This window comes from Flavobacterium urumqiense, assembly GCF_900108015.1.
Lineage (GTDB): Bacteria > Bacteroidota > Bacteroidia > Flavobacteriales > Flavobacteriaceae > Flavobacterium > Flavobacterium urumqiense.
In genome coordinates this window covers 23,925-38,297 of record NZ_FNVP01000001.1, presented here as the reverse complement: position 1 = coordinate 38,297, position 14,373 = coordinate 23,925, and the positions used below count along the sequence as shown (strand labels likewise).

Below are 14,373 nucleotides of genomic sequence, written 5' to 3'. Positions count from 1 at the left end.
AATGAGGACTAACCAAAAAGGATTTTAAAAGTCTTTTTTTTAAACATTATATAATTAATAACCAGTTTTTTAGCGAATCTCCTTTTTGTTTAATAAAATCTCCTTTTTTTTTGGGTTAGCTGGAAATTATTAATACATTCGCAGAGTAGTTAATGCAAAAAAAAACATTATCATGTTGAGTAACCGATTTTATTTTAGCAACTCTTATTATTTCTTCTGGAAAGTAGAAAGGGATTGTTATATGGTTATTTGATTATAAAATTAAATTGATACTATAAATATACAATCCCGATGAAAATCGGGATTTTTTTTTGCTTAAAAGTTTGGAATATGAATGCAAAAATTGCAATACAGGGTATAAAAGGCTCTTTTCATCATCAAGTTGCTCAGGAATATTACTATCAAAATGTTGAGGTAGATGAATGTTTGTCTTTTGAGGAATTGATTGATAGTCTAATGTCAGGCAAATCAGATCAGGCAGTTATGGCGATAGAAAATTCTATTGCGGGACCAATAATCCCGAATTACGCTTTAATTGATAAAAATAATCTTCACATAATTGGGGAACATTATTTAGATATTCATCAAAATTTTATGGCTTTAAAAGGCCAAAAAATAGAAGATATTCTGGAAGTACATTCGCATCCGATGGCATTGTTGCAATGTATGGAATTTCTAAAAAAATATCCAAATATAAAATTAGTCGAAGACAAAGACACTGCTGAAACGGCAAGAAGAATTCATCAAAATCAGTTAAAAGGCATCGCGGCAATTGCGAGCAAAACAGCTTCTGAAATGTATGATTTAGTAATTTTGGCTCCAGAAATTCAGACGATTAATAATAATATGACACGATTTGTTATCATTAATAAAGCTGATAATTTTGTTTCTAAAAATGAAATAAACAGAGCATCCATTAAATTTGAATTGGATCATAAGCGTGGAAGTTTAGCAGCAGTTCTGAATGTAATGAGTGACTGTAAACTTAATTTAACCAAGATACAATCGTTGCCAAAAATAGAAACACCTTGGAAATATTCCTTTTTTGTGGATGTTACTTTCGAAAAATATGAAGATTATGCAAAGGCAAAAGCATTATTGACTATTATGGCAGAATACTTTAAAGTTTTAGGTGAATATAAAAATACAAAACCATGATTACAACCGCTAAACGTCTCGATATAATTGAAGAATACTATTTCTCCTCAAAACTAAGAGAAGTAAGACAACTGGCTTCTGAGGGTAAACCAATTATTAATATGGGAATTGGAAGTCCGGATTTACAGCCGTCACAAGCGGTTATTGATGCAATGGTTTTGGCAATGCAAGATGAAAATGCACATCAATACCAGAGTTATCAGGGGTTGCCGGAATTGCGACAGGGAATGGCTGATTTTTATCAGAACAACTATCAAGTAGCGTTGAACCCAGCTAATGAAATTTTACCTTTAATGGGTTCCAAAGAAGGAATTATGCATATTTCATTAGCCTTCTTGAATGAAGGAGATCAGGTATTAATTCCTAATCCGGGTTATCCAACGTATACTTCGGTGACTAATCTTGTGGGAGCTGTTCCAGTTTATTATGATTTAAAAGCGGGGAACAACTGGGAGCCTGATTTTGAAGCGTTAGAGAAATTAGATTTATCGAAAGTAAAAATCATGTGGATTGGTTATCCGCACATGCCAACAGGAGCAAGAGGAAGTTTAGAGCTTTTTGAAAAATTGGTGGCTTTCGTTAAAAAGCATAATATTTTGTTGGTAAATGACAATCCGTATAGTTTTGTTTTGAACGATAATCCGATGAGTTTGTTGCAAGTGGAAGGCGCAAAAGACGTGGCTTTAGAATTAAATTCTTTGAGTAAAACGTTTAATATGGCGGGCTGGAGAGTTGGAATGGTTTTAGGAAATGCAGCATGTATTGATGCTGTACTAAAAGTGAAAAGCAACATGGACAGTGGTATGTTTTATGGGATTCAGAAAGGAGCAATTGAAGCTTTGAAAAGTGACAAGGCTTGGTTTGAATCGATGAATGCGATTTATAAAAAACGCCGAATTCTTACCGAGCAACTGGCAGAGAAATTGGGTTGTAAAGTTTATAAAGAAGGCGTAGGATTATTTGTTTGGGCAAAATTGCCGGACGGAATCGCATCAGCGGAAAAATTCATTGACGAAATTTTATATGACAAATCAATTTTTATTACGCCGGGAACTATTTTTGGAAGTAATGGTGAAGGTTATATTCGATTTGCATTGTGTGTAAAAGAAGAAAAAGTACAGGAAGCTATTGACAGATTTGCTTAAAAAACAGCTGTTTTAGGAAAAATAAACGTCTGAATTACGAGATGTCCTAGCCCTGATAGTAGTGAAAATCCTTTTACTTTTTTCTTTAAAAGTAAAAGATTGAAACGAATAGCAGGATTAGCTACAAAAAAATAGGAAATGAAAGTATTTGTAATAGGAATAGGCTTGATAGGCGGTTCGATGGTATTGGACATTAAAACATTGCATCCGGACGCCAAAATTTACGGGATTGACAACAACGAAAGTCATTTGGCAGAAGCGATAGCTTTAGGAGTTGTTGATGCTGGTGCTACATTTGATGATTTAGTGGATGCAGATTTTGTGATTGTTTCGGTTCCTGTTGATGTTGCATTGTTAGTTTTACCGAAAGTTTTAGATGTAATCGGTGATACTACGATCGTTTTTGAAGTTGGTTCTACTAAAATGCCCATTTGCGAAGCGGTTGTCAATCACGCCAAAAGGAGAAATTTTATAGCCACGCATCCTATAGCAGGAACGGAGTTTTCAGGACCTTCTGCGGCGATAAAAGGATTGTTTCAAGGGAAAACCAATATTATTTGTGAGGTGGAGAAAACAACTTTCAAGTTACAGGAAAAGGCGTTGGAACTTTTTACGGCATTGGGAATGAGAATTCGCTACATGGATCCAAAATCACATGATAAACACATTGCTTATGTGTCGCATCTGTCTCATATTAGTGCCTTTATGCTTGGAAAAACGGTAATCGATAAAGAGAAACACGAACAGGATATTTTTGATATGGCAGGTTCCGGTTTTGAAAGCACCGTTCGTTTGGCCAAAAGTTCCCCGGCGATGTGGACGCCTATTTTTAAACAAAACAGGAAACAGGTGGTAAAAACATTGGAGGAATACATTTCGAATTTGTCAAAATTTAAAGAATTATTAGAAAAGGAAGATTACGATGCTATTTACAATGAAATGCAAAGTGTCAATAAAATAAAAGAAATATTAAACGGAATTAATGTAAAAAAGTAATCAGTGTTAAGTCACAGTTTACAGTAAAAATAACAACACAAAAAAATAAAATTAGAAAAGATGGAAAATAAGAAAGAAATGAGAAATTGGTTGAATGAATTCAATTTGACTCATCCATTTGTGATCGCAGGACCTTGCAGTGCTGAAACAGAAGAGCAAGTATTAAAAATTGCACATGAATTGAAAGATTCTGATGTGAGTGTTTTTAGAGCAGGAATTTGGAAACCTAGAACGCGTCCGGGAGGATTTGAAGGAGTAGGAGAAATAGGGTTGAAGTGGTTGAAAAAAGCTAAAGAACAAACCGGATTGCTGATGGGAACTGAAGTGGCAAATGCGGCTCACGTAAAATTAGCTTTGGAATATGATATCGATGTATTGTGGATTGGTGCCAGAACGACTGTAAATCCATTTGCAATGCAGGAAATTGCAGATGCATTAGCAGGAACTAAAAAAATCGTATTGGTTAAGAATCCGGTAAATCCAGATTTGTCCTTATGGTTGGGTGGAGTTGAGCGCTTGTACAATGCAGGAATTGAAAAATTAGGAGTGATTCACAGAGGTTTTTCTACTTACGAAAAAACAAAATACAGAAATATTCCAGAATGGCAGATTCCTATCGAATTGCAAAATAAATTCCCTGATTTGCCTTTAATAATTGATCCATCTCATATTACAGGAGATCGTAAAATGATTCTTGAAGTAACACAAGAAGCTTTGGATTTGAATTATGACGGTATGATTATCGAAACACATTATGATCCGGACAATGCCTGGAGTGATGCCGCACAACAAGTGACACCAGATGCTTTGAAACAAATTTTTATTGATTTGAAAGTAAGAAAAGTAAATGATGCATCAGTAGAATTCACTCAAAAAATGACAAAATTGAGAACGAATATCGACATCTTGGATGAGAATTTATTAGACTTGCTGGGAAAACGTATGAAAGTTGCGGATGAAATTGGTAAAGTGAAAAAAGACGCTAACGTTGCCATTCTTCAAAATACACGTTGGAATGAAATCCTTGGGAAAATGATTCTTGAAGGAGAGAAAAAAGGATTGACTGAAGAGTTTGTACTAAAAATGTTCAAAGCAATTCACCAGGAAAGTATTGGTCACCAAGAAAAAGTGCTTAATAAGTAATTGATTCAAGCAAATAATTTATTTATAAAAACCTACAATTTGTTTGTAGGTTTTTTTGTAGTATTGCGGTAACCTAAAACCAATTAGTTATCATGAAAAAAATTATTTTACTGCTTACCTGTTTGTTTACAACAACGTTAATGCTAGCACAATTTGAAGGTTCAAAACAAATTTTTGAATCCCCTAAATTAGTTCAGTTAGCAGCAGAACACAAAACAGTCGCAATATTGCCTTTTAAAGCATCTATTTCGTACAAAAGATTGCCTAAAAATTTTGATGCGCAAACAAATAGAGATGAAGAAAGAAAATTAGGTTCTAACTTACAATCTGGAATGTATACCTATCTTTTGAGAAAATCAGATGATTATACGGTTGCTGTTCAGGATATTGAAAGAACGAATGTTCTTTTAAAACAAAGTGAAGTTTACGATAAAATTGACGAAATGACTCCGGATGCACTTGCTAAAATTTTAGGAGTTGATGCAGTTATCAAATGTGGTTATGCTTATGAAAAAACTAGTAGTGAGGGTTTAGCACTTGCAAAAACGCTTTTAATTGGTTTTGGAACAGGAAAAGTAGCCAGTGGAGAAATGACTATGAATCTTTATAACGGTACAGATGGAGGTTTGCTTTGGAGATTTTATAAAGAGATGAATGAAGATGTGATGAGTTCAGCTAATGCTGTCATGGAAAGAATGATGCGAAAAGTGGGACGTAATTTTCCTTACCAAGTTAAAAAATAAGGAATTTACTTTCCAATAATATTTTCTAAAATGAAATTCCAAAGCTTTAAATTTAGAGTTTTGGAGTTTTTTGTTTTTTAGGTAATCTTAAATACTACAAATTTTATCTCGAAGTGTCGGGATAAACTTAAAACAAAATTTTACCTTTGCATTATGACAGGACTAGTTTACAAATCTACAGGAAGTTGGTACACCGTAAAATCTGAACAAGGTGATTTTATCGAATGCCGTATGAAAGGAAAATTCCGAATTAAAGGAATCAAAAGCACCAATCCTATTGCTGTGGGCGACATTGTGGATTATGAACTCGAAGAATCATCCGATACCGTTACGGGAACCATTCATAAGATTCATGACAGAAAGAATTACATCGTTCGGAAATCAGTGAATTTATCCCATCAGATGCATATTATTGCCTCTAATATTGACAGGGTTTTCTTGTTAGTCACCATTAATAATCCGCCAACGACTTTTAATTTTATTGACCGCTTTCTGGTTACTGCCGAAGCGTATGGAATTGAAACGATACTGGTTTTTAATAAAATTGACACTTTTGATGATGCCACGCTGGATGAACAATTGTACATGCAACATGTGTATCAGGAAATTGGATACAAATGTTTGCGCGTTTCTTCGACTGAAATGAAAGGAATTGAGGAGTTAAAAGCAATGATGATTGGTAAAGTGAGCATGTTCTCCGGACATTCCGGTGTTGGTAAATCAACTTTGGTAAATGCGATGGAACCTTCTTTACATTTAAAAACAAAGACTATTTCTGAAGCAAGCAAGCAAGGTCAGCATACGACGACTTTTGCTGAAATGTATGATTTGTCTTTTGATGCTAAAATTATTGATACTCCAGGTATCAAAGGTTTTGGAATAGTTGACATGGATGCAGCCGAAATCAGTGGTTATTTTCCGGAATTTTTCAAATTGAAAGAGCAATGTAAATTCAATAATTGTTTGCATAAAGACGAGCCGCATTGCGCCATTAAAGCCGCTTTGGAAAAAGATGAAATCGCTTGGTCCCGTTACAGAAGTTACTTGAAAATTCTGGAAGGTGATGATGAAAATTACCGTACTGATATTCATAATGAAGATAGAATAATTAGTGATAAAACAAGGGAATAATTATGAATTGTAAATGGTGAATTATGAATTATGGCAAGTAATATTATAAAAATAAAATCATTTGATTTTGCTTTACGAATTGTAAAATTATATCAATTTTTAAGTATTGAAAAAAAGGAATTTGTTTTAAGTAAACAATTACTACGTAGTGGTACTTCAATTGGTGCACTAGTAAGAGAGTCAGAACACGCAGAAAGTAAGTCAGATTTTATTCATAAACTCGCTATTGCACAAAAAGAGGCTAATGAGAGTGATTATTGGATTGAATTATTGTTTCAGTCCGAATATTTAAGTGAGTCTCAATTTAAGTCTCTAAATTCTGATATAATGGAGATTAATAAAATCCTAGCTTCCATAATTATTTCAACCAAAAATAATTTAAAAAAATAATTATGAATATTCACCATTCATAATTTACCATTCATAATTTATAATTATTTTGAAAGTAGTAATCCAAAGAGTTTCCTCCGCCTCCGTAACCATCGATAGTAAAGTCGTAGCCGATATCCAGAAAGGATTACTGGTTTTAGCTGGTATTGAAGATTTAGATAATCAAGAAGATAGTAATTGGTTAGCTTCAAAAATCGCTAATCTGCGTATTTTTGGAGATGAAAACGACGTGATGAACTTATCTGTTAAAGATGTTGATGGTGATATCATTGTGGTAAGTCAATTTACTTTGCATGCTGCTACTAAAAAAGGCAATCGTCCTTCGTATATCAAAGCCTCAAAACCAGAAATCGCCATCCCATTATATGAAAATTTTGTACTTCAGTTAGAGAAAGAATTGGGTAAAAAAGTACAAACGGGCGTTTTTGGTGCGGATATGAAAGTGCTTTTATTAAATGATGGTCCTGTAACGATAGTAATTGACAGTAAAAACAGAGAGTAGGTTTCCGTAGAGTTAAAAGAATTATTTGTATATTTACTTAGTTATCAAAATAAATCACATTATCTTTGCACTCCGATTAAAATTTATGTTTCTGAAAATGAATACATTAATTAATCATTTTAATTATGACAATCAACGATAAATATTCTCACGATCAGATCGATAAATTAGGCAATGCTTTAATTTATTTGATAGATAAAATGGGGTCTCTTCCTAAAACTAGTTTATTAAAATTAGTTTACATTATTGAAGAGAAATCCATCGAGAAACGTGGTATGCCTTTTTTTAACCTTGATTTCGAGGTTTGGAAATTTGGTCCTGTTTGTCAAAATCTATATGTAGAATTTTCCGAAGAACCAATTCTTCTCAAAAATTTCATAAAAAAGACAAATATTAAAAACGGTTTTGTTTTTGATAAAAACGCATGTTTTAATGATGATGAATTTTCTGATTCAGATATTTTTTTAATTGATGAAATTATCAACGAGTTTTCTGGTGCAAATTGCAATGATTTAGTAGCTTATACACATCGTGAAAGTTCATTATGGTATAATACTGCTAAAGAAAACGGAGTTTTAGAATTACTTTTAAATGAAGAAATTCCAACAACTAATCTTAAAATTGATTTTACCGAATTAATTAAGAATGAACCTTCAAAGTTGGAATTTTACTATGAACACAAAGAATTTTTAAATTTTGTATCTTCATTAAAGCAGTAATATGTTTGAAGAAAGGAATTTATTATATTTTGAAGAATATTATTTTGAAAACGGTGACCCCGCCAAGCCTAAATATTTTCTAGTTTTAAAAAGAGATGAAAATGGTATAATGATAATTTCTTTACCAAGTTCTGTGCAAAACATCTCCGTTCCTGAAAATAAAAAGCACGGTTGCATAAACCTTCCAGTGGTAAATTTTGGATGTTATTTTTTCGAAAATCAAGTTGCAATTACGGAATGTGGTTTTGGTTTTCCATTTGATACTTTTGTGTATGCGTATTGGATAACTGATAAAACTATTGAAACGATTGATTATATTTATAAACCAAAGGATTATAGTTTAATAGGAAGGCTAACTATTCAAGAATATCAAGATGTTCTTACTTGTTTAAAAAACTCTCCAAACATTAAAAGTAAATACCGGAAATTATTATAAGAAACACCTCACTGAAGGTGTTTTTTTAGGTTCCAATTCTTTACATTTGTTCAAATACAATTGAGATGACTTTAGAACAATACATTCAAAATATAAATTCCGCGTATAAAAGAGGCAATGCAACAGAACACACCTATCGTGGTGATTTAAAGCAACTCATTGAAAGTATTGTAACGGATGTTGCCGCAACCAATGAACCCAAACGACAACAATGTGGAGCTCCGGATTATATCATCACTAAAAAAGATATTCCAATTGGGTTTATTGAGGCGAAAGATATTGGCGACAAAGATTTATCGGGTGCAAAGAAAACGGGAAACAAAGAACAATTTGACCGCTATAAAAATTCGTTAAATAATTTAATTTTTACGGATTACTTGGATTTTCATCTTTATATCGATGGTGTTTTTATAACAAAGATCGCCATTGCAGAAATCCAAGATGGAACTATTGTTCCTTCGCCTGCTAATTTCGCGACTTTTACAAACCTCATTAAAGATTTTTGTGTTCACATCAGTCAATCTATAAAAAGTTCTAAGAAACTGGCAGAAATGATGGCGGGAAAAGCCCGATTGTTATCAGATGTGATTGAACAAGCTTTGACTTCTGACGAAAATAATAGTGAAGACAGTACTTTGAAAGACCAAATGAACGCTTTCAAAGAAATTCTGATTCATGATATTACACCCAAAGGTTTTGCCGATGTCTACGCACAAACCATTGCATACGGTATGTTTGCCGCGAGATTGCACGATCCAACGTTACCTACTTTTTCCAGACAAGAAGCAGCCGAATTAATCCCGAAATCAAATCCGTTTCTACGAAAATTATTTGGTTATATCGCAGGTCCTGATATTGACGACCGTATCAAATGGATTGTAGATTCTTTGGTGGATATTTTCTTGGCATGTAATGTGGAACAAATCCTGAAAAATTATGGAAAGTCAACTAAAATGGAAGATCCAATCATCCATTTTTATGAAACGTTCCTGAGTGAATACGATCCGAAATTACGAAAAGCACGTGGCGTTTGGTACACACCAAAACCTGTAGTGAATTTTATCGTTCGTGCCGTTGATGATATCTTGAAAACGGAATTCGATTTGCCCCAAGGTTTAGCCGACAACAGCAAGACCAAAATAAAAATTGACCTTCAAGGTAAAAAAGTAGATCAAGAAGTGCATCGCGTTCAAATTCTGGATCCGGCAACGGGAACCGGAACTTTTCTGGCGGAAGTAGTCAAACACGTTCACAAAAAATTCAAAGGACAACAAGGCGTTTGGAGCAATTATGTAGAAACCCATTTGCTGCCACGACTGAATGGTTTTGAGTTATTGATGGCGAGTTATGCGATGGCGCATTTGCAAATGGACTTGTTACTGACGGAAACCGGATTCAAACCCACTAATGACCAACGTTTAAAAATATATTTGACTAATAGTTTAGAAGAAAGTCATCCTGACACTGGAACGTTATTTGCCAATTGGTTGAGTTCCGAAGCCAATGAAGCCAATTTTATAAAACGAGATACGCCAGTGATGTGTATCGTGGGGAATCCTCCGTATGCTTCAAGTAGTACGAATAAAGGGAAATGGATAGAAAGTTTAACAGCTGATTATAAAAAAGATTTAAAAGAGAAAAGTTATAATTCTCTTTCTGACGATTATGTCAAATTTATTAGATATGGTCAGCATTTTGTTGATAAAAATGGAAGCGGAATTTTAGCCTACATATCAAACAATAGTTTTATTGATGGGATTACACATAGACAAATGCGTAAAAATTTATTAGAAAGTTTTGATAAAATTTATATTCTCGATTTACATGGTGATGCCAAAAAAAAAGAAGTTTGTCTCGATGGTTCGGCGGATAATAATGTTTTTGATATAATGCAAGGGGTTTCTATTAACATTTTTATAAAAACCGGAAGCAAAAAGAAAAATGAACTAGGAAAAGTGCTTCATTATGATTTACAAGGGAAACGGGATTTTAAATATACTTTTTTAAATGAAAATTCTTTAAAATCATTAAAATGGAATAAATTAGAATATTCAGAACCTAATTACTTTTTTACAAACAAAAATTTTAAGGGTGAGAATGAATATGAATTAGGCTTTAAAATAGATAAATTATTTATTAAATATAATAATGGAATTGAAACTGGTAAAGATGCATTTTTTTACAATAGTTCAAAAGATAAACTTGCTAGTCATCTTGCGTATTCTTTCCAAAATAAAGAAAACACAGTCACTAAATTTGAAATTACAAACACTGAAAGTTTTAAGTTTTTAGATAAATTTCATCACAGTAATTTCTTTACAAATAAAATCTCATTAGTTTCATATCGACCATTTGATAATCGTTTTAGTTATTATGATATAAAATTACAAAGACGTCCTGCTTTTGATATAATGAAAAATATGTTGGAATCAAATATTGGATTATTAGTACCTCGACAATTTACAGGGGAATTTAAACATGTATATATTTCAAAGAATCCAACAGATTGTAATTTAACAGGAACTGCAAAAAAATTTGGTAGCGCTCCTTTATTCCCACTGTATCTTTATCCCGAAACGAACGGACAACAACAATCCCTGTCAGGGTTTGAAACCCTGACAGGGTTGAACGAACCTACCAATGGGCAACAACAATCCCTGACAGGGTTGAATGAACCTACCGGAATTTTAAAAAGAATCCCCAATTTTAACGCAGAAATCATCAGTCAAATCGCCAAACTATTAGGATTGACTTTTGTTGCTGAAAAAGAACTGGAAGGCAATGTTTGTATGGCAAACAATCCCGAAGTTCGTCCTGAATTCAGAGAAACATTTGCACCGATCGATATTCTCGATTATATCTACGCCGTTTTGCATTCGCCCACGTACCGAGAGAAATACAAAGAATTTCTGAAAATAGATTTTCCTAAAATCCCATTTCCTAAAGACACCAAAACCTTTTGGGATTTGGTCGAATTAGGTTCACAAATACGAGAAACTCATTTGCTGGAAAGCGCAACAGTAGAAGAATTTATTACAGAATTTAATATTGACGGCGATTGTGTGGTTAGTAAACCAAGATTTGAAATTAGCCCTATCGGGGTTCAAAACCCTGACAGGGTTGGAATGGTTTGGATCAACGAAACCCAATATTTCGAAAATGTTCCCGAAGTAGCGTGGAATTTCTACATTGGCGGTTATCAACCAGCTCAAAAATGGCTCAAAGATCGTAAGGAACGCAAACTGGAATTTGACGACATTGCCCATTATCAAAAAATCATAGTTGCCTTGACCGAAACCGATCGCTTAATGAAAGCAATCGATACAATAGCAATAGAGTAGTTATGGAAGAAAATGTAAAAAAGTTTATTTTATACACCGCACCAAGCGGAGAAATACGTGTTGATGTTTTACTTCAAAACGAATCGGTGTGGCTTTCGCAAAAAGCAATTGCAGAGTTGTTTGGTGTTGTAAAATCTACTATTAGTGAGCATTTAACCAATATTTTTAGAACAAATGAGTTGGATAAAAATGCAACTGTTGGGAATTTCCGAACAGTTCAACTTGAAGGAACAAGAGAAGTTAGTAGGGAGTTAGAATATTACAACTTAGATGCTATAATTTCTGTTGGTTACAGAGTAAACTCTACCAAAGCTACACAATTCAGGATTTGGGCAACCCAGACTTTAAAAGAGTACATTATAAAAGGTTTCGTGTTAGACGACCATCGTTTAAAACAAGGTCAGGCTATTTTTGGTAAAGATTATTTTAAAGAATTACTGCAACGAGTTCGTTCGATTCGCACAAGTGAAAGAAGAATTTACCAGCAAGTAACTGATATTTTTGCTGAGTGCAGTATTGACTATGACAGCAATGCAGATATCACAAAAAATTTCTATGCAACAGTTCAAAATAAATTTCATTTTGCAATAACAGGCAACACGGCTGCAGAAATAATAGCCAAAACTGCCGACGCCAAAAAGGAAAATATGGGATTAACGACTTGGAAAAACAGTCCAAGTGGAAGGGTTTTGAAATCGGATGTGGTAGTTGCCAAAAATTATTTACAAGAAAAAGAAATTAAACAATTGGAGCGCACCGTAACGGGTTACTTTGATTACATAGAAGGATTGATAGAGCGGGAGAATACTTTTACGATGAGTCAATTGGCAACAAGTGTGAATAAATTTCTAAACTTTAATGATTATAAGGTTTTGGATGGTAAAGGGAAAATTTCTAAAATACAAGCTGATAAAAAAGCAATCGCTGCCTATGAAGCCTTTAATAAAACACAGAAAATAATTTCTGATTTTGATAAAGAAATAAAAAAACTAAAAAAATGAACTTAAAAAATTCCCAACTAGAAGTTGACACCTGGATCAAAGAACACGGCGTTCGCTACTTTAATGAATTGACCAATATGGCACAACTTACGGAAGAAGTAGGGGAAGTAGCCCGAATTATTGCCCGTCGTTATGGAGAGCAATCCGAGAAAGAATCTGATAAAAATAAAGATCTTGGAGAAGAATTAGCCGATGTGGTTTTTGTGGTGTTGTGTCTGGCGAATCAAACCGGAATCGATTTGCAAGCTGTTTTCGATAAAAAGATGGATTTGAAATCTATTCGCGACAAAGACCGTCACAAAAACAATGAAAAACTCAAATAAATTGTGAACCATAAATTATGAATTATAAATGCGGAGTAGTAAATTGCGAACTTGAATTATACCACTCATAATTCATAATTCACAACTCATAATTAGCTACATGAATTTAAAATTAAGCACGAATTCACAATTCACAATTGATAATTCACAATTAAATATTACCGGCTCAAAAAGCGAAACCAACCGTTTGCTATTATTACAAGCGTTGTTCCCAAATATCACTTTAGCGAATACTTCCAACTCTGATGATAGTGAAGTGATGCAAAAAGCGTTGGAAGGAAGAGAGGAAATAGTAGATATTCATCATGCGGGAACGGCAATGCGATTTCTAACTGCTTATTTTGCGGTAAACGAAGGTAGAGAAGTGGTTTTGACAGGTTCACCAAGAATGCAGGAACGCCCCATCAAAGTTTTGGTGGAAGCCTTGGAACAGTTGGGGGCGAAAATCTCTTACGAGAAAGAAATTGGTTATCCGCCTATTAGAATCATTGGACAAAAAATCACAGCCTCTAAAGTGTCTATTCCTGCAAATGTAAGCAGTCAATACATATCGGCCTTATTATTAGTTGCGCCAAAACTGGAAAATGGTATTGAAATCACTTTGGTTGGCGAAATCACATCGGTTCCTTATATCCATATGACATTGGCATTATTGAATGATCTGGATATTAAAACCAGTTTTGAAGGAAATGTAATTACGGTTTATCCAAAACAGGAAGTAGAATCGAAAGTAATGACCGTAGAATCCGATTGGAGCTCTGCTTCTTACTTTTTTAGCTTGACTGCTTTAGCGGAGAAAGCTTCCATTTCATTGACCAGTTATAACCAAACCAGTTTGCAAGGCGATTCTGCTTTAGTTGAAATTTACAAACAAATGGGCGTCGATACACATTTTGAAGGAAACAAAATGACTTTGGTTAAACAGTCTGACTTTAAACCTAAAACTTTAAACTTAGAATTAAATAATACGCCAGATATCGCGCAAACTATTGTTGTTACTTGCCTCGGATTAGGAATTGGCTGTCATCTCACAGGACTTCATACGTTGAAAATTAAAGAAACAGACAGATTGGAAGCACTACGAATTGAACTAACAAAATTGGGAGCCAATATAGCCGTGACCAATGATAGTTTGACGCTTGTGGCATCAACCAAAATCAATCATAATGTATCAATCGCTACTTATAACGATCACCGAATGGCGATGGCATTTGCACCTTTGGCTTTGAAAGTGCCAATAATCATCGAAAATGCCGAAGTTGTTTCAAAATCATATCCAGATTTTTGGAACGATTTAAAAAGTCTAGGTTTCGAAATTTCAGAAAAATAAGAGTTGTAAAGACTA

Annotated in this window: 14 protein-coding genes; all 14 read left to right on the top strand. The window is 33.8% G+C overall.

Annotated elements, in window-relative coordinates:
- Positions 1-330: 330 nt before the first annotated feature.
- The 14 genes from C4S35_RS00180 to aroA all read left to right on the top strand — a co-directional run bounded on the left by C4S35_RS00180 (position 331) and on the right by aroA (position 14,358).
- Positions 331-1,158: a prephenate dehydratase gene (locus tag C4S35_RS00180; RefSeq protein WP_103998759.1), complete on the top strand. Its 828-nt coding sequence runs from the start codon at positions 331-333 to the stop codon at positions 1,156-1,158.
- Positions 1,155-2,303, top strand: a complete 1,149-nt coding sequence (locus C4S35_RS00175) for a pyridoxal phosphate-dependent aminotransferase (protein WP_103998240.1) — start codon at positions 1,155-1,157, stop codon at positions 2,301-2,303. The genes C4S35_RS00180 and C4S35_RS00175 overlap by 4 nt, the downstream gene beginning before the upstream one ends.
- 138 nt (positions 2,304-2,441) lie before the next feature.
- Entirely contained in the window at positions 2,442-3,299 is an 858-nt protein-coding gene (locus tag C4S35_RS00170; RefSeq protein ID WP_103998239.1) for a prephenate dehydrogenase, read from the top strand.
- Positions 3,300-3,359: 60 nt separating this feature from the next.
- Positions 3,360-4,442, top strand: a complete 1,083-nt coding sequence (locus C4S35_RS00165) for a bifunctional 3-deoxy-7-phosphoheptulonate synthase/chorismate mutase type II (protein ID WP_103998238.1) — start codon at positions 3,360-3,362, stop codon at positions 4,440-4,442.
- A gap of 92 nt (positions 4,443-4,534) precedes the next feature.
- The gene (locus C4S35_RS00160; protein WP_103998237.1) at positions 4,535-5,185 is read left to right on the top strand and encodes a hypothetical protein; all 651 of its coding nucleotides are present in this window, start codon (positions 4,535-4,537) and stop codon (positions 5,183-5,185) included.
- Positions 5,186-5,338: 153 nt separating this feature from the next.
- Positions 5,339-6,316: a ribosome small subunit-dependent GTPase A gene (gene rsgA / locus C4S35_RS00155; protein ID WP_103998236.1), complete on the top strand. Its 978-nt coding sequence runs from the start codon at positions 5,339-5,341 to the stop codon at positions 6,314-6,316.
- 30 nt (positions 6,317-6,346) lie between these two features.
- Positions 6,347-6,706 (top strand): four helix bundle protein, encoded by a 360-nt coding sequence (locus C4S35_RS00150; RefSeq protein ID WP_091204209.1) that lies wholly within the window; start codon positions 6,347-6,349, stop codon positions 6,704-6,706.
- Between the two features lie 49 nt (positions 6,707-6,755).
- Positions 6,756-7,208 (top strand): D-aminoacyl-tRNA deacylase, encoded by a 453-nt coding sequence (gene dtd, locus C4S35_RS00145; protein WP_103998235.1) that lies wholly within the window; start codon positions 6,756-6,758, stop codon positions 7,206-7,208.
- Positions 7,209-7,333: 125 nt separating this feature from the next.
- Positions 7,334-7,927, top strand: a complete 594-nt coding sequence (locus C4S35_RS00140; RefSeq protein ID WP_103998234.1) for a Panacea domain-containing protein — start codon at positions 7,334-7,336, stop codon at positions 7,925-7,927.
- 1 nt (position 7,928) lies between these two features.
- Positions 7,929-8,363, top strand: a complete 435-nt coding sequence (locus C4S35_RS00135; RefSeq protein WP_103998233.1) for a hypothetical protein — start codon at positions 7,929-7,931, stop codon at positions 8,361-8,363.
- Positions 8,364-8,428: 65 nt separating this feature from the next.
- Positions 8,429-11,704 (top strand): type ISP restriction/modification enzyme, encoded by a 3,276-nt coding sequence (locus C4S35_RS00130; RefSeq protein ID WP_103998232.1) that lies wholly within the window; start codon positions 8,429-8,431, stop codon positions 11,702-11,704.
- 2 nt (positions 11,705-11,706) lie between these two features.
- The gene (locus tag C4S35_RS00125) at positions 11,707-12,705 is read left to right on the top strand and encodes a virulence RhuM family protein (RefSeq protein ID WP_103998231.1); all 999 of its coding nucleotides are present in this window, start codon (positions 11,707-11,709) and stop codon (positions 12,703-12,705) included.
- Positions 12,702-13,028, top strand: a complete 327-nt coding sequence (locus C4S35_RS00120) for a nucleotide pyrophosphohydrolase (RefSeq protein ID WP_103998230.1) — start codon at positions 12,702-12,704, stop codon at positions 13,026-13,028. The genes C4S35_RS00125 and C4S35_RS00120 overlap by 4 nt, the downstream gene beginning before the upstream one ends.
- A gap of 100 nt (positions 13,029-13,128) precedes the next feature.
- Positions 13,129-14,358, top strand: coding sequence for a 3-phosphoshikimate 1-carboxyvinyltransferase (gene aroA / locus C4S35_RS00115; protein ID WP_103998229.1), 1,230 nt, complete (start codon positions 13,129-13,131; stop codon positions 14,356-14,358).
- Positions 14,359-14,373: the final 15 nt, after the last annotated feature.